Source organism: Nonomuraea sp. NPDC049624 (assembly GCF_040675255.1).
Classification (GTDB): domain Bacteria; phylum Actinomycetota; class Actinomycetes; order Streptosporangiales; family Streptosporangiaceae; genus Nonomuraea.
Map to the genome: position 1 here is coordinate 19,855 of NZ_JBFAOR010000015.1, position 17,213 is coordinate 37,067.

The 17,213-nt window shown below is 72.0% G+C and carries 18 protein-coding genes and 1 tRNA gene; 11 read left to right on the top strand and 8 right to left on the bottom strand.

Going from position 1 to position 17,213, the window contains the following annotated elements; genetic code table 11:
• Positions 1–75 precede the first annotated feature (75 nt).
• From proB to AB0J76_RS42670, 4 genes are all read left to right on the top strand, one after another.
• A complete protein-coding gene (gene proB / locus AB0J76_RS42655; protein ID WP_352325650.1) occupies positions 76–1,206 on the top strand; it encodes a glutamate 5-kinase in 1,131 nt (376 codons plus the stop codon).
• A 10-nt stretch (positions 1,207–1,216) separates the two neighbouring features.
• A complete protein-coding gene (locus AB0J76_RS42660; RefSeq protein ID WP_352325646.1) occupies positions 1,217–2,500 on the top strand; it encodes a glutamate-5-semialdehyde dehydrogenase in 1,284 nt (427 codons plus the stop codon).
• A gap of 50 nt (positions 2,501–2,550) precedes the next feature.
• Complete coding sequence (locus AB0J76_RS42665) at positions 2,551–2,727, top strand: hypothetical protein (protein ID WP_352325645.1); 177 nt, start codon at positions 2,551–2,553, stop codon at positions 2,725–2,727.
• Positions 2,728–2,818: 91 nt separating this feature from the next.
• Positions 2,819–4,834, top strand: a complete 2,016-nt coding sequence (locus tag AB0J76_RS42670) for a protein kinase (RefSeq protein WP_352325644.1) — start codon at positions 2,819–2,821, stop codon at positions 4,832–4,834.
• A 21-nt stretch (positions 4,835–4,855) separates the two neighbouring features.
• Here the strand turns inward: AB0J76_RS42670 and AB0J76_RS42675 are convergent, their stop codons facing one another.
• A complete protein-coding gene (locus tag AB0J76_RS42675) occupies positions 4,856–5,887 on the bottom strand; it encodes a M48 family metallopeptidase (protein WP_352325643.1) in 1,032 nt (343 codons plus the stop codon).
• Positions 5,888–5,974: 87 nt separating this feature from the next.
• Between AB0J76_RS42675 and nadD the strand changes: the two genes are divergently transcribed.
• The 3 genes from nadD (at position 5,975) to AB0J76_RS42690 (ending at position 7,705) form a co-directional block, all read left to right on the top strand.
• Positions 5,975–6,592, top strand: coding sequence for a nicotinate-nucleotide adenylyltransferase (nadD, locus tag AB0J76_RS42680; RefSeq protein ID WP_352325641.1), 618 nt, complete (start codon positions 5,975–5,977; stop codon positions 6,590–6,592).
• Between the two features lie 91 nt (positions 6,593–6,683).
• Positions 6,684–7,079, top strand: coding sequence for a ribosome silencing factor (rsfS, locus tag AB0J76_RS42685; RefSeq protein WP_125639389.1), 396 nt, complete (start codon positions 6,684–6,686; stop codon positions 7,077–7,079).
• The gene (locus AB0J76_RS42690; RefSeq protein WP_352325640.1) at positions 7,076–7,705 is read left to right on the top strand and encodes a histidine phosphatase family protein; all 630 of its coding nucleotides are present in this window, start codon (positions 7,076–7,078) and stop codon (positions 7,703–7,705) included. Before rsfS ends, AB0J76_RS42690 begins: the two co-directional genes overlap by 4 nt.
• Positions 7,706–7,728: 23 nt before the next feature.
• Here the strand turns inward: AB0J76_RS42690 and AB0J76_RS42695 are convergent, their stop codons facing one another.
• Positions 7,729–8,916: an FAD-dependent monooxygenase gene (locus AB0J76_RS42695; RefSeq protein WP_352325639.1), complete on the bottom strand. Its 1,188-nt coding sequence runs from the start codon at positions 8,914–8,916 to the stop codon at positions 7,729–7,731.
• Between the two features lie 155 nt (positions 8,917–9,071).
• On the opposite strand from AB0J76_RS42695, the gene AB0J76_RS42700 reads away from it, so the two are divergent.
• Positions 9,072–9,983 carry a TetR/AcrR family transcriptional regulator C-terminal domain-containing protein gene (locus AB0J76_RS42700; protein ID WP_352325638.1) on the top strand — a complete coding sequence of 304 codons (912 nt, stop codon included), beginning with the start codon at positions 9,072–9,074 and terminating at the stop codon, positions 9,981–9,983.
• A 66-nt stretch (positions 9,984–10,049) separates the two neighbouring features.
• Positions 10,050–10,122 (top strand) — tRNA-Ala (locus AB0J76_RS42705).
• Between the two features lie 43 nt (positions 10,123–10,165).
• Here the strand turns inward: AB0J76_RS42705 and AB0J76_RS42710 are convergent.
• A complete protein-coding gene (locus AB0J76_RS42710) occupies positions 10,166–10,648 on the bottom strand; it encodes a hemerythrin domain-containing protein (protein WP_352325636.1) in 483 nt (160 codons plus the stop codon).
• A 179-nt stretch (positions 10,649–10,827) separates the two neighbouring features.
• Positions 10,828–11,799 carry a YafY family protein gene (locus AB0J76_RS42715; protein WP_352325634.1) on the bottom strand — a complete coding sequence of 324 codons (972 nt, stop codon included), beginning with the start codon at positions 11,797–11,799 and terminating at the stop codon, positions 10,828–10,830.
• Positions 11,800–11,844: 45 nt separating this feature from the next.
• Between AB0J76_RS42715 and AB0J76_RS42720 the strand changes: the two genes are divergently transcribed.
• Entirely contained in the window at positions 11,845–12,300 is a 456-nt protein-coding gene (locus tag AB0J76_RS42720; protein WP_352325633.1) for a hypothetical protein, read from the top strand.
• Positions 12,301–12,314: 14 nt separating this feature from the next.
• On the opposite strand, the gene AB0J76_RS42725 is transcribed toward AB0J76_RS42720, so the two are convergent.
• The 4 genes from AB0J76_RS42725 to AB0J76_RS42740 form a co-directional block, all read right to left on the bottom strand.
• Positions 12,315–12,458: a hypothetical protein gene (locus tag AB0J76_RS42725; protein ID WP_352325632.1), complete on the bottom strand. Its 144-nt coding sequence runs from the start codon at positions 12,456–12,458 to the stop codon at positions 12,315–12,317.
• 210 nt (positions 12,459–12,668) lie between these two features.
• Positions 12,669–13,157: a hypothetical protein gene (locus AB0J76_RS42730; RefSeq protein WP_352325631.1), complete on the bottom strand. Its 489-nt coding sequence runs from the start codon at positions 13,155–13,157 to the stop codon at positions 12,669–12,671.
• A 38-nt stretch (positions 13,158–13,195) separates the two neighbouring features.
• Positions 13,196–14,992, bottom strand: coding sequence for a Na+/H+ antiporter NhaA (nhaA, locus tag AB0J76_RS42735; RefSeq protein WP_352325630.1), 1,797 nt, complete (start codon positions 14,990–14,992; stop codon positions 13,196–13,198).
• Between the two features lie 88 nt (positions 14,993–15,080).
• The gene (locus AB0J76_RS42740; protein ID WP_352328531.1) at positions 15,081–16,451 is read right to left on the bottom strand and encodes a Dyp-type peroxidase; all 1,371 of its coding nucleotides are present in this window, start codon (positions 16,449–16,451) and stop codon (positions 15,081–15,083) included.
• Positions 16,452–16,590: 139 nt separating this feature from the next.
• Between AB0J76_RS42740 and AB0J76_RS42745 the strand changes: the two genes are divergently transcribed.
• A complete protein-coding gene (locus tag AB0J76_RS42745; protein ID WP_352328533.1) occupies positions 16,591–17,190 on the top strand; it encodes a TetR/AcrR family transcriptional regulator in 600 nt (199 codons plus the stop codon).
• Positions 17,191–17,213: the final 23 nt, after the last annotated feature.

Consider the following 17,213-nt stretch of genomic DNA (forward strand, 5'->3'; position numbering starts at 1 on the left):
CGGGGGCTGTCGCCGTTCTGTTGCGGTTCTGCGGGGGGTGAACGGGGACGGGGGTGGGGGTGGGGCGCGGATAGGCTGTCAGGCGTGCGGGAACAGATCAGCTCAGCGTCGAAGGTCGTCGTCAAGGTCGGCTCCTCCTCGCTCACCACCCCCCAGGGCATGATCGACGTCGACCGGGTCGACGCCTTGGTCGACGTCCTGGCGGCGCGGCGGCGTGCCGGGGCGCAGATCGTGCTGGTGTCGTCGGGAGCGATCGCGGCGGGTCTCGGCCCGCTGGGGTTGTCGGCGCGGCCACGCGACCTGGCCACCCAGCAGGCGGCGGCCTCCGTCGGCCAGGGGGTGCTGGTCGCGCGCTACACCTCGTCCTTCGCCCGCTACGGCCTGCGCGTCGGCCAGGTGCTGCTGACCGCCGACGACATGATGCGCCGCGCCCACCACGCCAACGCCCAGCGCACCCTGGCCCGGCTGCTGGAGCTGGGCATCGTGCCGATCGTCAACGAGAACGACACGGTCGCGACCGACGAGATCAGGTTCGGCGACAACGACCGGCTCGCCGCGCTGGTCTCCCACCTGATCCACGCCGACGCGCTGGTGCTGCTGTCCGACGTCGACGCCCTCTACGACGGCCCGCCGAGCCGGCCCGGCTCGCGCCGGCTGGCCGAGGTGCGCGGCCCCGAGGACCTGGTCGGCGTCGAGCTGGGCAGGAACGGCGCGGCGGTCGGCACCGGCGGCATGGTGACCAAGGTCCAGGCGGCCAGGATCGCGACGGGCGCGGGCGTGCCGGTCGTGCTCACCGCCGCCGCCCACGCCGCCCAGGCGCTCACCGGGGCCGACATCGGCACCTACTTCCACCCCGGCGGCCGCCACCCCGGCACACGGCTGCTGTGGCTCGCCCACGCCACCACCGGGCGCGGCCGGCTGCACCTCGACCAGGGGGCGGTCGAGGCGATCGTGGGCCGGCGCAAGTCGCTGCTGCCCGCCGGCGTGACGTCCGTGGAGGGCGAGTTCGCCGCGGGCGACCCGGTCGACCTGTGCGGGCCGCAGGGCGGCGTGGTGGCGCGCGGCCTGGTCAACTTCGACGCCGTGGAGATCCCGGGGCTGCTCGGCCGCTCCACGAAGGAGCTGGCCAGCGCGCTCGGTCCGGAATATGAACGCGAGCTGATCCACCGCGACGACATCGTCATACTGGAAACCCGTCACCAGTGAGGAGCACGCGATGTCCGAGGAGTTCCTGAAGGTCGCCCGCGCGGCACGAGAGGCCGCCGCCGAGCTGGCCCCGCTGCCGCGGGCGCCCAAGGACCGGGCGTTGCGGGTGATCGCCGACGCCCTGGTCGCGCACGCGGCCGAGATCGTCGAGGCCAACGCCGAAGACGTCGAGCGGGCGCGCGCCCAGGGCACGTCCGAGGCGATGATCGACCGGCTGCGGCTCGACGAGGCCAGGATCGAGGCCATCGCCGAGGCCGTGCGGCAGGTGGCCGACCTGCCCGACCCGGTCGGTGAGGTCGTCCGGGGCAGCACGCTGCCCAACGGGCTGGAGCTGCGGCAGCTCAGGGTGCCGCTGGGCGTGATCGGCATCATCTACGAGGGGCGTCCCAACGTCACGGTCGACGCCGCCGCGCTCTGCCTCAAGAGCGGCAACGCGGTGCTGCTCAGAGGCTCGTCGAGCGCCTACTCGTCCAACACGGCGCTGGTGCGGATCATGCAGGACGCGCTCGCGGGCACGCAGGTACCGGCCGGGGCGGTGCAGCTGGTGCCCGGTACGACGCGGGAGTCGGTCAAGGAGCTGATGCGCGCCCGCGGGCTGGTCGACGTGCTGATCCCGCGCGGCGGCGCGGCGCTGATCAACTCGGTGGTCGAGGAGTCCACGGTCCCGGTGATCGAGACCGGCGTCGGCAACTGCCACGTCTACGTCGACGCGGAGGCCGATCTCGACCTGGCCGTGCAGATCCTGGTCAACTCCAAGGCGCAGCGGCCGTCGGTGTGCAACGCGGCCGAGACTTTCCTCGTCCACGAGGGGGTCGCCGACGCGTTCGTGCCGAGGGCGCTGCGGGCGCTGGCCGAGGCCGGGGTGACGGTCCACGGCGACGAGCGCATCGCCGGTTACGGCGAGGTCGTGCCGGCCACCGACGACGACTTCGCCGCCGAATACCTGTCGCTCGACATCGCCGCCGCCGTCGTCGGCTCGCTGGAGGAGGCCGTGGCCCACATCCGGCGCTACGGCTCCGGGCACACCGACGCGATCGTCACCCGGTCGCAGCCGGCCGCCCGCCGCTTCGTCTCGCTCGTGGACTCCGCGGCCGTGGCGGTGAACGCCTCGACCAGGTTCACTGACGGCGGCGAGTTCGGGTTCGGCGCGGAGATCGGCATTTCCACGCAGAAGCTGCACGCGCGTGGCCCGATGGGCCTGCCGGAGCTGACCTCCACCAAGTGGATCTATACGGGAGAAGGGCATCTGCGCACGTCAGAAGGCACCGTGGTGCCCGGACCGGCTTGCGGTTAGTCGGCGTGTCGGGCTGACCGGCGGCCCGCGGCCTGGGTTGACTGGGGGTCATGGAAATTGTCGTCGCCCTTGTCTTCTCGGCCGCGGTGCTGTTCGGCGCCGACCGTCTGCTGCTCTGGCTGGAGAGCCGCGGTCACGTCAACTGGCGCAGGAAGGGTCGCAAGCCCCTGGCCGAGGAACCCACGGCCGAGCTCGACAGCATGCTCTCCGACCGTTCACCCCGATAAAGGTTCAACGGCTCCGGCGCGCCGCGGGCGTCAACTGTCGTCCCAGCGCTAGGGTTGTGTCCCTTATGGGCGCGCCGGGCGGGGAGGGACGGTGAGCAAGCTCGGCAAGGTCGGGCCGTACAGCCTGGTCGAGCGGCTCGGCCGAGGCGGCATGGGCGAGGTCTACCTCGCCACCACCCGCCGTGGCGAGCAGGTCGCACTCAAGGTCCTCCACGACCTGGCCGAGGACGAGATGTCCCGGGTCAGGCTGGAGCGCGAGGTGCGCGCGCTGCGCAGGGTCGAGAGCCCCTACGTGGCCAAGGTGCTCGACGCCGACCTGAGCTGTGCCCGGCCCTACCTGGTCATGGAGCACATCGAGGGCGTCACGCTGCTGGAGCGCGTACGCCAGAGCGGGCCGCTCGACCTGGGCCAGCTCGTGCACATGGCGCAGGGCATCGCCGCGGCGCTGGCCATCATCCACGCGGCCGGGGTCGTGCACCGCGACCTGAAGCCGGGCAACATCATCATGGGCGCCGAGGGGCCGGTCCTCATCGACTTCGGCATCGCGCAGGTGCTCGACGCGACCCGGCTCACCATGACGGGCACGTTCCTCGGCACGCCGGGCTACACCGCGCCGGAGATCTTCGCCGACGAGCAGGTCGACTCGCCCGCCGACGTGCACGCCTGGGCCGCGACGGTGGCGTTCGCGGCGACCGGGCGGCCCACGTTCGGGCGCGGCACGGCCGAGGCGCAGATGTACGCGGTGCTGAACGGGCAGGCCGACCTCAAGGGCGTGCCGGTGGCGCTGCTGCCGCTGGTGCGGGCGGCGCTCAACCGGGAGCCCGGCAAGCGGCCCACCGCGGCGTTGCTGGCCGACCGGCTGTCCCGGCTGGCCAAGGCCACCAACGGGCCCGACGGCGACGCGCCCGCGGCCGCCGAGGAGGCGTCCAGGGGCGAGAGCGCACGAAGCCGGGCGAACGGCGCGACTGCCGAGGTCCCCGCGCCCCGCGGCCGGGCCGGCACGGAGGGCAAGACGCCCGTGCCGCGCGGCCGTACGGGCGCGGACGGGAAGACGCCCGTGCCGCGTACGCGTACCGGCGTGGACGGGAAGACGCCCGTCCCCAGGAACCGGACGGAACCGCCCACGGCGCGCAACCGTACGGAACCGCCCGCCGCGCGGAGCCGGGCCGACGGCGCCGCCTCGGCCGCGCGCCCCAGGCCGGGCACGGACGGCGCGACCCCCGGAGCGCGCACCAGGACGGGCGCCGACGGACCGGCCTCCGGCCCCCGCCCGAGGCCGGGAACGGAGGCCACCCGCGCCAGGACCGGCACGGAGGGCACCCGCCCCCGCACCGGCACAGAAGGAACGCGGACCCGCACCGGCACGGAGGGAACGCGGGCCAGGACCGGCGCCGACGGGACGCGGGTCAGGGCCGACGGCGCGGTTCCGCCGCCGCGGAGCAGGACGAACACCGACGGCAAGGCCGCCACGCCCCGGACCAGGACCGGCGCCGACCCCAAGACGGGCCCGCGCGCGCGGGCGACGGCGGCCGTGCGGAGCAGGTCACAGGACGGACGGCGGGCCAGGCTCAGGGGCGAGGCGCCGACCACGCTGCCCGCAGGCAACACGGCTCTGCTGCTGCTCGCGGTGCTGGCGGTGCCGTGCGTGGTGACGTCGGTGATCTGGCCGATCGCCTCGATCGCCATCACGACGGCGTTCGTGGTGCTGACCAGGACGCTCTGGATGAGTCATTGGCTGGTCAGGAAGCGCAGCGCGCGTCGCATGCGGATCGCGCTGCGCGTGTTGCTGTTCCCGTTCGCGCTGACCGGGGCGGCGGCGACCGCCGTGGTGTGGCCGGGAGTGCCCGTCGCGGTGGCGTCGGGCGGTGCGCTCTGGGTGACCGGCGGCGGTCAGATCGACTCCGACTGGTGGCAGCAGCCGGCGCCCGTGACGGTCGCGGCGGTGGTGTTCGGCATGTTGTGCGGCGGTATCACCGGGCGCGAGATCGAGCGGATCGGCGGCAAGCTGCCGGAGTTGCGCAGGGAAGGGCTGCGCGCACTGGCCGTGCTGGGCGGGTTCGTCGCCCTGTGCGCGGCCGCCGTGCGCGCGATCGCCCTCCTGCTGTAGGCGGCGAGGACGGCCGGCCGGTCAGCCCTGGCCGCCGTCGCGGCGTGAGAAGCGGTTGAAGATGCGCTCGCCCGCGTTGACCGCTCCTTCGGCCACGTCGCGCAGCACGCCGATGAACGGGTCCTGCGACTGGGACCAGGAGGCGCGGTAGGACTCGGCCGCGGCCTTGATCTCGTCGGTGACGCGGGCGTTGGCGTCGTCCTCCCGGCGCGGGTAGTCGCCGCCGATGATGCGGTCGTACTCGCCGCTGCGCTGCCACTTGTCGAGCTCGGCGACGCGCACCACGGCGAACGGGTGGGTGGTGCCGAGCAGGTTGAGCACCTTGAGGAAGCCGTCGCGCAGGTCGCCCGCGGTGTCGTACTCCTGGTACTGCGCCAGGAACGCCTCGATGTTCATCTCGTGGGTGTAGGCGCCGCCGGCGAGCTTCATCAGGGCGCGCTTGGCCGAATCGGGGTTCTGGGCGGTCAGCAGGCCGCCGCGGTCGGAGGAGAGCTCCGACTTGCGGTACCACTCCTCCAGGCCCGCGACGATCGCGCGCAACCCGATGTAGCCGAGCGGGATCCACGCGACGCGGGTGGCCAGGCGGGTGAGGATGTCGAGCATCGTCCGGTAGACCGCGTGACCCGACAGGATGTGCGAGGTCTCGTGGCCGATGACGAAGCGCTGCTCCTCCTCGTCCATGAGGTTGAGCAGGCCGGTGGTGACGACGATGAACGGGTCGTCGAAGCCGATGGCCTTGGCCTGGACGTGCGGGTCCTGCTGGACGTAGATCTCCGGGATGCGGTGCAGGTCGAGGATGTAGGCCGCGTCGCGCCCCATGTCGTACAGGGAGCGGAACTGGGTCTCGCTGACGCGCACGGACGACGCCAGGTACATCAGGCGAAGGCGGCGCTCACTCACAAGACCGGACATCTGCTTGAGAACCGTGTCGAATCCACTCAACTTACGCAGAGCGACCAGGGCGGACCGGTCTGCGGGGTGTTCGTAGGCTCGGGACGAGATGCCGGGCAGTTGGACGCGGTTGCGGTCCGGGGTGGTCGTCATGCCCGGCATGCTACGTCCGCAACGGATGCGATGCGCGGACATCACCAAGGGGGGTGCCGTCATGTTCGGGTACCGCGTCCGCGTAGGGTCCGACACATGATGAACGCGCCTGGTGTCCAGGGGAAGCGGCGGGTGGGTGTGATGGGCGGGACCTTCGATCCCATCCACCACGGCCACCTGGTCGCAGCAAGCGAGGTCGCCCATCACTTCGACCTCGACGAGGTCGTGTTCGTGCCGACCGGGCGGCCGTACCAGAAGTCCGGACGCGAGGTGTCGGCGCCCGAGGACCGCTATCTGATGACGGTCATCGCCACGGCCTCCAACCCCCGCTTCTCCGTGAGCAGGGTGGACGTCGACCGCCCCGGCCCCACCTTCACCATCGACACGCTGCGGGACATCTCCAACGTCTACGGCCCGCAGGTGGACCTGTTCTTCATCACCGGCGCCGACGCGCTCGGCGCGATCCTGGGCTGGCAGGACGCCGAGGAGCTGTTCGAGCTGGCGCACTTCGTGGGCTGCACCCGCCCCGGACACACGTTGCACGACCCCGGGCTGCCCGAGGGCAGGGTGACCCTGCTGGAGATCCCCGCGCTGGCCATCTCGTCGTCGGAGTGCCGTCAGCGGGTGGCCAAGGGGGAGCCGATCTGGTATCTGGTGCCGGACGGGATCGTGCAGTACATCAACAAACGAGGGTTGTATCACGGGGAAGGCTGAAGCTCTCCGCGCCGTGGGTGAGGGGTTTCGGCCTGGAAGGGTACCCTCGATACATGGGCATGCTGCCGACACAGGAGGACAGACCCGCATCGTGACCGCATCCGACAGATCCGTTCAGCTCGTCCAGATCGCCGCCGAGGCCGCGGCCGACAAGCTGGCCGATGACATCCTCGCCTACGACGTGAGCGAGCAGCTCGTCATCACCGACGCCTTCCTGCTCTGCTCCGCCACCAACGACCGCCAGGTCCGCGCCATCGTCGACGAGATCGAAGACCGGCTGCGCACCGAGGCCGACGCCAAACCCGTGCGCCGCGAGGGCGAGCGCGAGGGCCGCTGGGTGCTGCTCGACTACATCGACATCGTCGTGCACGTCCAGCATGAGGAAGACCGCACGTTCTACGCGCTCGAGCGCCTGTGGAAGGACTGCCCGGCGATCGGCCTGCCGGAGAGCGTCATGCTCGCCAACATGCAGCGGGCCCGCAGTTGAGCAGGCGGATCGTCTGCCTCCGCCACGGACAGACCCTGTGGAACGTGGAGCACCGCTTCCAGGGCCACTCCGACATCCCGCTCGACGAGACCGGCGTCGCGCAGGCGGCCAGGGCCGCCTCGCTGCTGGCCTCGCTGCGGCCCACCCTCATCGTCTCCTCCGACCTCCAGCGCGCCCATGACACGGCCCTGGCGCTCGGCAGGCTCGTGGGGCTCGACGTCACCGTCGACAAGGACTTCCGCGAACGCGGCGGCGGTCAGTGGGAGGGGCTGACGCGCGACGAGATCGCCGCGCGCTGGCCCGAGGAGTACGTCGCCTGGGAGGCCCCCGACGGCGAGCCCGTCTCGGAGGTCGCGACCCGGGTGGCCGCCTCCATGCGCAAGTGGGCGGCCAAGCTCGACGACGACGGGCTCCTGGTCGTCGCCTCGCACGGCGCCGCGCTGCGGCTCGGCATCTGCGAGCTGCTCGGCCTGCCCGAGGAGCTGTGGCCGGCGCTGGGCGGGCTGGGCAACTGCTCCTGGTCGGTGCTGCAGGAGGGCCGCCAGGGCTGGCGGCTGCTCGAACACAACGCGGGCACCCTGCCCGAGCCCATCAGCAGCGACGACCGTCCTGACGCGCAGGCGTAGCCGACCGGCTCAGGGCGGTCGGCTCAGGCCGGCTGCGCGGGGCGGCGAGCGCCCTGCCCGGGAAGGTCCGGCAGCGTGACGGCGCTCGCGGCCTTGTCCGTCATCCGCTTGACCATGCCCTTGCCCGGCAGGTACGGCAGCATGCGCATCATCTGGTTCCGCAGCCGGAGCCGCATCCGCGTGCCCGGCACGAGGTATTTGTCGGCCCCCTCGGCCTGCTTCTGGCACACCTCGACGTACGGTCTCATCCGCCGCTCGTAGGCGTCGAAGGCGGCGTTGTGGTCGTCGGGGGCCATGGCCAGCTCGGCGGCCAGCACGTACGCGCCGATCATCCCGAGCCCCGTGCCCATGCCGCCGGGGCCGGGGGCGTACCCGGCGTCGCCGACCAGCGCCACCCGGCCGGACGACCACCGGGGCAGCACGACCTGGGCGGCCTGCCAGAAGTAGAAGTCCTCGGCACTGTCCATGGCCGCCAGCAGGGACGGGACCTGCCAGCCCACTCCCCGGAACGCCCGCGCCACCAGGGCCCGCTGCGCCGCCTGGTCGCGGTGGCCGACGTCGAGCGGGGGCGTGGCGAAGTCGAGCGAGGCCCTGGTCCGGCCGTTCGTCCGGACGATGGTGGCGCAGCGGCCCGGCACGTTGTGCATCAGGCCGTCGTGGTCCAGCCCGTACGTGCCGGGGACGGAGAAGACGGCGCCGTAGAAGCCGAGATGGCGCAGGGGAGCGGCCGGGAAGGCCAGCTCGCGCACCTTGCTGCGGATGCCGTCCGCGCCGACGACCAGGTCGAACGTGCGGGGTGCGGCCTTTTCGAAGGTCACGTGCACGCCGTCGGGGTGTTCGGTCAGGGAGGTGATCGAGTCGCCGAGGAGGCGTTCGGCGGGGGCGGCCTCGTTCAGGATGCGGGTCAGGTCGCCGCGCAGGATCTCCACGTCGCCGCTGAACACCTCCGACGGCAGCCTGGTCAGCCGTCTGCCGCCGCCGTCGACGATGGCGATGTCGCCCATGCCGGTCTGGGCCGCCCTGATCGGGTCCAGCACGTCCATGCGCTTCAGGACCTCCAGCTGCGGGGCGCCGCGGAAGTCGACGGCCTGGCCGCCGGTTCGCAGGGCGGGGGCGCGTTCGACGACGGTCGGCCGGAACCCGTGGCGGGCCAGCCAGTGGGCGAGCGTGGGCCCGGCGACGCCGCCGCCGGAGATGAGGACGGTCTGCACGGTTGCCTCCCTGGGTAGTGCGCCATGTACGTCGTACGCGTACCGTAGGTTCGGGTTTGCCGGCAGGCAAGAGGGGCGCCCGGCGCACTAGTGCGGCGCGGAGGTCCCGGCGGGTGCGGCGAGCCCGGTGCACTAGTGCTGCGGAAGGGGTGGCCGTGGATCGGCCCGTATATCTGCGGATCGCGGAGGAGCTGCGCGACCGCATCGACGCCGGCGAGCTGGCGCCGGGGGACAAAGTGCCCTCGACCCGGCAGATCATCCGGGAGTGGGGCGTGGCGATGGCCACCGCGACCAGGGCCCTCGGCAGGTTGCGCGAGGAAGGGCTCACGCGGGCCGTGCCCGGGGTCGGGACCGTCGTCGCCGGGCCCGTGCGGCGGGCGGCGCAGGACCTCACCGCGCGGCGCGTCGTGCGCGAGGCGATCAGGGTCGCCGACCGGGAGGGGCTGGCCGCGGTGTCGATGCGCCGCCTGGCCGCCGAGCTCGACGCCTCGGCCATGTCCCTGTACCGGCATGTGGCGGGCAAGGACGAGCTCGTCCGGCTCATGATCGACGCGGTCTACGGCGAGGAGCCGCCCGCCGGGCAGCCCCCGCGTGGCTGGCGGGCCCGGCTGGAGCTGGAGCTGCGGCAGCTGTGGCGGGTGCACCTGCGGCATCCGTGGCTGGCGCAGGCGGTCTCGCTGACCCGGCCGCAGCTCGTGCGCAACGGCATGGCGTCCACCGAACGGCTGCTGCGGGCCCTGGACGGGCTCGGCCTCGACGCCGGCGTCATGCTGCACGCCGTCGTGTCCCTGGTGAACTTCGTCCGGGACACCGCCGTGACCCTGGAGGCGGAGCTGCAGGCGCGTACCGAGACCGGGGTGACCGAGGACGACTGGCTGAGCGAGCACGAAGGGGAGATGGCGCAGTTGTTCGCCTCCGGCGCCTTCCCGACTCTGGCGAGGGTGGTCACGGATCCCGGGGTGGATCTGGACCTGGACTCCGTCTTCGAGTTCGGGCTCCGCAGGCAGCTCGACGGGCTCGCCGTCCTGGTGGCACGGGCGCAGGGCGGACGGCGGCCGGGCGATTAGGCGAAAGGGCGCGGATGGCTATATGCTCTCGGAGCGCCGCAACGGGTGATCCCGCAGCGGTGACCAGGGGCTATGGCGCAGTTGGTAGCGCGCCTCCATGGCATGGAGGAGGTCTGGGGTTCGAATCCCCATAGCTCCACACAGATTGTTTCCCTGGTTCGAGCGTCAGGCTCGGCCGCCCGTCAATCCAGGAACGCCGGAGCGCTCCACGTCGTGGCGGGCAGGGCGTTGAGGGCGGCGACGATCCGCTTCTCCTCGTAGACGAAGTGCGATTCCAGCAGGGCCGACAGGCCGTCCAGCTCGGTGCGCACGTCACGGGGGCCCGGTGCGTCGGCGCTCAGCAGGGTTTCCAGGTCGCGCAGGATGGCGGCCACCTGCTCGTGGTCCCGGCGCAGTTCCTCAAGGACGGGCCGCAGTTCGGGGAACTCGGCGGCGAGCACCGGAAAGGCTGTGGCGTCCTCGCCGGTGTGGTGGGTGGTGATCGCCGAGCAGAAGGTCAGGCAGTGGGTGCGCAGGTCGCGCAGCGAACCGCCGCGGCCGGCGGTGTCGCGCAGCCTGGCCAGCTCTTCGCGGAGCCGGAGGTGCACGTCGATCAGCTGGTTGCCGAAGGCCGCCAGACGGCGGGCCGGCTCGGGGAAGTCGTTCATGGTCGTGTCCGATGTCACGGCGCCTCCATGCCCGCGGCGGTCTCCTGGCCGGGTGCACTGCGACGCTGATCAGGGATCAGATCATGCTTTTCGCGGCGAATCAACTCGGCGGGCCGAGCCCCGAGGAGGCCCGGCCCTGGAGCGGTGCCCCCCGGCAGGCGCTCGGAGGGCGGGAGAGGAGGCGTGAAGCTTTCGGGTCAGGCGTAGCGCCGGGCCAGCTCCGCCGCCGTCGCGCCCAGGGCCTCGCGCAGCGCGGGCGGGGACAGCACCTCGACGTCGGTGCCGAGCCGCAGGAACTCGCCGAGCGCGTGGTCGTGCGACTCGATCGGCAGGGTGACCCGCGTCCAGCCGTCGGCGTCCGGCGGCTCGGCGGTCTCCCGGGCGGCCGCAGCGACGCCGGGCGTCATGAGGTCGGGCAGGCGTTCCAGGCCGCGCGGCGACAGCCGCACCACCGCCTCGCCGCGCCGCAGCCTGGCCTCGAACTCGGCCAGGTAACCCTGCCAGTACGCCGCCAGGGAGAAGTCGTCCGGCCTGGCGAACGTCTCAGGGAGCGCGTGCAGGTCGAGGATCTGGGAGACGCGGTAGGTGCGTACGTGCTCGCCGCAGCGCGCGACCAGGTACCAGCGGCCCGCCTTGACCACCAGCCCGTACGGCTCCAGCCGCCGTTCCACCTCCTGCGGCGCCTTCCACCGCCGGTAGGTGACCTGGACGGGCCGCTCGTTCCACACGGCGTCGGCCACGGCCGGCAGGTACGTGACCGGCTCGGCGTCCCGGTACCAGGAGGGCGCGTCGAGATGGAACCGCTCCTGGATGCGGCCCGCGCGGTCGCGCAGCTCGACGGGCAGCGCGGCCATCAGCTTGAGCTGGGCGGCCGTCACCACCGCGCCGAGGCCCAGCTCGGCCGCCGGGCCCGGCAGCCCGGCCAGGAACAACGACTCGGCCTCGTCGGTGGTCAGCCCGGTGAGCCGGGTGCGGTAGCCGTCGAGGAGCTGGTAGCCGCCGTTGGGCCCGGCGTCGCCGTAGAGCGGGATGCCGGCGGCGTGCAGGGACTCCATGTCGCGGTAGATGGTCCGGACGGAGACCTCCAGGCGCTCGGCGAGGTCGTGGGCCGTCATGCGGCCGCGCGTCTGCAACAGCAGCAGGATCGAGACCAGGCGGGAGGCGCGCACGGTCACTGACACTACATGTCAGTGACCCGGCCGTACGTTCGCCGCATGAACGACTTCGACTTCCTCGCCGGCACGTGGGACGTGGTGAACCGCAGGCTGCTCAAGCCGCTCACCGGCAGCGACGAATGGGACGAGTTCCCCGGCCGCTCGGTCGCCACCCGGCACTTCGACGGCGCGGCCAGCTTCGACGAGATCGCCTTCCCCACCAAGGGCCGGTACGGGATGACCGTGCGCCTCTACCACCCCGCCACAAGGCAGTGGTCGATCTACTGGGCCAGCAGCGCGACCGGCACGCTGGACACCCGGCCCATGGTGGGCGCCTTCACCGGGAACCGGGGCGAGTTCCACGGCGAGGAGACCCACGAGGGCCGGCCGGTGCGCTGCCGGTTCGTCTGGACCGTCGCCGACGAGCGCCGGGCCAGGTGGGAACAGGCCTTCTCGGCGGACGACGGCCAGACGTGGGAGACCAACTGGACGATGGACTTCACCCGGGCGTCCTGAGCTTCGTCCCGGCCTCAGGACGCCTGGCCGCGCACCCACAGGACCGTGGCGACGGCCAGCACCGCGACCAGCAGCAGGAGCCCGCCCACCAGGACCACCCACCGCCAGGCCGACTTCGGGGGCGGCGTGGCCTCGTACAGGGGGACGTCGGGGAGCATGTCGGGGGTGTAGGGCAGGCTCTGCGTGTACGGCGCTTCCGGGGGACCCTGCGGGGGGTGCTCCGGGTGCGGGACGCGATGTCGGACGGTCCGGTTCGGGTCCGGATCCTGCGGCTCTCGCTTCATGATCCCCTCAGACGCGGCTCTGGAGGTGGGTTTCATCGACATTGTCATACTTGCCGGTGAAACGCGGTCCAGACGTCGGAAGGCTCAGTAACCGCTCTGATCTCCCCCGTAGGGCGGCTGCGGCGGCTGCCAGCCGCCCTGGGGGCCGCCCTGCGGGCCGGGCTGGGGACCGCCCTGGGGGCCGGGCTGCTGGTAGGGCTGGTGGTACGGCTGCGGGGGCTGCTGCCAGCCGGGGCCCTGCGGCCGCTCCTGCCGGGGGGCGGCGCGGCGCGCGACGACGGCCCAGATCAGCAGCCCGATGCCGGCCAGGTGGAAGAGCGAGGAGACGAGGTAGGCGAACGGCAGGGCGGCGAGCATGCTGGAGCCGTACGACTCGATCAGCGTCTGGGTCAGGATGCTCAGCACCAGGTTGATCAGCGTGCCGATCAGCAGCAGGCCGCAGCCCGACATGCCGAGGGTGGCCGCGCGGCCCACGTGCCGGCGGTTCATCCCGATCAGGACGATGCCCACCACCAGCAGCAGCGCGGTGACGAGGGCGGGCAGCAGGTTCGTGAGCATGTTGAGGAAACTCATGGGGGCGACTCCAGCCAGAAGGGAGGACTCGGGGGACGTTACGGGGATCCGCGCAGTTCTTCCACCGCACGGCTGATCGACTGCAGGTCGAGGCCGCCCTTGTGCCGGCGGCCGTTCAGGAACAGGGTCGGGGTGCCGCGCACGCCGCTCTCCTTGCCCGACGCCTCGTCGAGCGCGATGCGGGAGGCGTGCCCGGCCACGTCCGCCCAGGGGTCGACCTCGAGTTCGGCGGCGTAGTGTTCGAGGTCGGCGTCGGTGAGGAAACGCTGGTTGTCGTAGAGGATGTCGTGCATCTCCCAGAACCGGCCCCGGTCGGCGGCGGCCTCGGAGACGATGGCGGCGGAGGCGGCCCGCGGGTGCAGCGTCCGGATCGGGAAGTGCCGGAAGACCAGCCGGACGTCGGGGTTCCGGCGCAGGATCTCGTCCAGGACGGGGTGGAGGCGGCCGCAGTAGGGGCACTCGAAGTCGCCGTACTCGACGATGGTCACCTTCGCGGTCGCCGGACCCCGTACGTGGTCGTCGGGGCCGACCGGCACCGACAGCACGTCGGGCAGCTCCTCGTCGGGCTCGGCCTCGGGCGGCGCGCAGACGCCGCCCCGGTCCCAGGCCAGCCGGAAGACCACCCAGCCCAGCGCGGCGGACAACAACGACCCGGCCAGGATGCCGATCTTGGCCTGGCTCTGGATCGCCGGGTCGTCGAAGGCCAGGTCGACGATGAACAGCGCCACCGTGAACCCGATGCCGGACACCGCCGCGCCGCCCAGCAGCTGCCCCCACACCAGGTTCCCCGGCAGGATGCCCCAGCCGAACCGCAGCGGCAGCCACGTGCCGAGCGAGATCCCGGCGAACTTCCCGAGCAGCAGCCCCAGCGCGATGCCGAGCGAGATCGGCGAGGTCAGCGCCGCCCGCAGGGTCTCGCCGTCGAGCCGCACCCCGGCGTTGGCCAGGGCGAACACCGGCACGATCACGTAGCTGCTCCAGGGATGCAGGCGGAGCTGGAGGCGTTCGTTGACCGAGACGGCACGCTGCACGCGCCGCGAGGCCTCCCTGGCGGCCCGCGCGCTCGGCTCGGTGGTGAACTCCTGGACGGCCTCGCCCGCCAGCAGCAGCTTCTGGTCGCTGGGGGCGTAGACGAACACGAGGACGCCGAGCGCGATGCCCACGAGCGTCGGATGGATGCCGCTCTCCAGCGTCGCGACCCACAACCCGAACCCGAGCGCGATGTAGGCCGGCGCCCGCCAGATCTTCAGCCAGCGCAGCAGCACGATCGCCGCCAGCAGCACGACGGCCACGACGAGCGCGGTGAGCTGGAGGCTGGCCGTGTAGAAGATCGCGATGATCATGATGGCCAGCACGTCGTCCACGATGGCCAGCGTCAGCAGGAACGCCCGCAGCGGGTCGGGACAGCGCGCCCCGACGACGGCCAGCACGCCCAGCACGAACGCGGTGTCGGTGGCGATCGGCACACCCCACCCGCCCGCGCCGGGGCCGCCGAGGTTGAGCGCGAGGTAGACGCCGGCGGGCACGAGCATGCCGCCGAGCGCGGCCACGGCCGGGACGGCGATCAGCCGCCGGTCCCTGAGCTGCCCGAGCCGCACCTCGTAGGAGACCTCCAGGCCGATCAGGAAGAAGAACACGCTCATCAGGCCGTCGTTGACCCAGTGGCGCAGGTCGAGGGAGAACACCGCGTCGCCGAACGAGATGCCCATGGGCAGGTGCCAGAACGACTCGTACGTGCCGGCCCACGGCGAGTTGGCCCAGACCATGGCCAGGGCGGTGGCCACGAGCAGCACGCTCGTGCTGCCCGCCTCGGTCTTGAAGAACGCCCGCAACATCGTCAGATCTCCCCCCGGAGATCCGATCTTAGATCCCGTCCCGGCGGCGGCCGGGCCCGGCGGGGGGTTCCCGCCGGGCCCGGGGGTGTCACAGGTTGCGGAGATAGGCCAGGGACGGCGCGAAGAAGTACTCGCCGCCCTTCATCGTGATCGTCTGGGCGACCTGGGCCTGCGGGGCCGACTGCTCGGCCCGGCCCCACGCCTTCGGCCAGCTCACCTTGGCCTCGCGGGCTCCCTGCCCGATGAGCGGGTCGTGGCCGGTCGCCGGGTTCAGGAAGTCCTCGTTGTTCGCCCAGCTCTGCTGCGTGAACTCGAACTGGGCGAGCAGGCTGCTGTTGAACGCCATGAACAGCAGGCCGACCTCGCCGCTCGGGCGGGTGCCGGGCGGGGAGTCGTCCCAGGGGTCGTCGGTGCGGTCGCCGTAGGTCTGGCCCCGGCGGGCCATGAGCACCTCACGGCCGAACGACCGCGGGTTGGTCTTCCTGATGTGCCCGCTGAAGGGGCACTTCGAGCCCGGGTCGTCGTCGAAGGTGAAGTCGTTGGCCACCGGGCCCCCGCCCGGCTTCTGCTTGAGCGTGACGGGGGTGCCGTCCTTGAAGCGGCCGACGAGCATGGCGCCCGCGCGGTCGCGGTCGGCGCCGAGCAGGCCGAGGGCGTCGGCCAGGTCCTGCTCGATCTCCTTGAACGCCCGTACGTTCTGCTCCAGCTTCCTGAAGACCAGGTAGCTGCCGAAATGCCGCTCCGGGTGCGGCGCGAAGGGGTCGGCGACCAGGATGTTGGAGAGCGGGAAGGCGGGGTCCCAGTGCTCCTTCGGCTCCTTGTCCACCTCGTCCCGCACGAACAGCGGCTGGCTGCGGCCGTCCACGTACCCGAAGTGCTCGATGCCGTCGCCGGCCGGGTTGCGCATGCCCTGGCCGGTCTCCTCGCCGAGCAGCCGCGCGCTTTCCGGCAGCTCGCCCAGGATCTCCTCGCGCAGTTCCTCGACCCGGTCCCGGCGGGCGTCGCCGATGAGGATGACGGCGTGGATCTCCCGCTGGTAGGCGGGCTCCCACTCCGTCACCGGCGGGTCGTTCAGCTCGGCGCCGCGCCGCTTCATGCCGTCGCGGAACGCCTTGTCGCCGAACCTGCGCACGTCCTCGACGGAGTGGCCGAGGTCGCGGTAGCCGGCCTTGCTGATGCCGATGCCGACGTACGGCGTGCCGCGCCGGCCGTTCGCGCCGAACTCGCGCACCTCCTCAAGGTGCCGGCGCGCGGACTTCATCTTCGTGACGGCGATGTGCCGCAGGAACGCCTTTCCCGCGGCGACGTCGTTGAACCTGACGAACAGCACGGACAGGTGCTCGCGCACGTGCGCGCGGAGAATGTTGGGCTGGAGATTGTCCAGCATCTCCTTGGTGTCCGCGTCGAGCTTGGCCGAATCCCAGGCCAGGGGTTGTGCGTTGTTCAGGTCGACAGTCATTGTCGCCGATTCCTTTCCCCGTTTCGAAATGAATCGGGCCCCCTGCATCTGTACGACTCCCCGGAATGCGAGAAAGTTTCCGTTGATCAGGTCAGTTCGATTTCCTGATCAAACCCGGCGGACCGTACATAATGACCGGATGAAGAACCGGGGCTGGGGACGTTCCAGCGGCACCCGCGACACGCTGCTGCGCGCGGCCCGCGAGATCTTCCTGGCCAAGGGGTACGCCGAGGCCACCGTCGCCGACATCGTCGAGACGTCGGGCATCAGCGTCGGCAGCCTGTACCACCATTTCGGCGGGAAGCCGGGCCTGTTCCTCGCCCTGTGGGAGCAGTTCATGCGCGAACAGGAGGAACGCACCTCCCGCGCGGCCAAGGCGACCGCCGGCGCCGGCGAGGAACGGTTCCTGGCCGGCGCCCGCGCCTATCTGGAGGGCTCGTGGGAGCAGCGCGACGTGGCCAGGCTGTTCCTGGAGAACGACGGCCCCGCCGAATTCACGACGCTGCGCAGGCAGCGCGGCTGGGAGTGGATCGGCGGCAACAAGCGGCTGCTCGGCCTGGCGGACACGCCGGAGGGCAACGTGCTGGTGGTGCTGCTGACCACGGTGATGGGCGAGGCCGGGCGCGAGGTGGCGGCCTGCGAGTCCGACGAGGACGCCCAGGTGACCATCGACGAGGTGATCCGGATCGTCCGCCGCATGCTGGCTACGACGGGCGGCGTACCGCGGCCTTCTCCCTGAGGACGATTCCGCCGGCCCCCCGC

Bases quoted from the DNA above. Each gene is read 5' to 3' on its own strand.
- AB0J76_RS42660 (WP_352325646.1), top strand. From the start codon at position 1,217: ATGTCCGAGGAGTTCCTGAAGGTCGCCCGCGCGGCACGAGAGGCCGCC.
- AB0J76_RS42665 (WP_352325645.1), top strand. From the start codon at position 2,551: ATGGAAATTGTCGTCGCCCTTGTCTTCTCGGCCGCGGTGCTGTTCGGC.
- AB0J76_RS42675 (WP_352325643.1), bottom strand. From the start codon at position 5,887: ATGCCGGGCATGACGACCACCCCGGACCGCAACCGCGTCCAACTGCCC.
- nadD (WP_352325641.1), top strand. From the start codon at position 5,975: ATGATGAACGCGCCTGGTGTCCAGGGGAAGCGGCGGGTGGGTGTGATG.
- AB0J76_RS42720 (WP_352325633.1), top strand. From the start codon at position 11,845: ATGAACGACTTCGACTTCCTCGCCGGCACGTGGGACGTGGTGAACCGC.
- AB0J76_RS42725 (WP_352325632.1), bottom strand. From the start codon at position 12,458: ATGCTCCCCGACGTCCCCCTGTACGAGGCCACGCCGCCCCCGAAGTCG.
- AB0J76_RS42730 (WP_352325631.1), bottom strand. From the start codon at position 13,157: ATGAGTTTCCTCAACATGCTCACGAACCTGCTGCCCGCCCTCGTCACC.
- nhaA (WP_352325630.1), bottom strand. From the start codon at position 14,992: ATGTTGCGGGCGTTCTTCAAGACCGAGGCGGGCAGCACGAGCGTGCTG.
- AB0J76_RS42740 (WP_352328531.1), bottom strand. From the start codon at position 16,451: ATGACTGTCGACCTGAACAACGCACAACCCCTGGCCTGGGATTCGGCC.
- AB0J76_RS42745 (WP_352328533.1), top strand. From the start codon at position 16,591: ATGAAGAACCGGGGCTGGGGACGTTCCAGCGGCACCCGCGACACGCTG.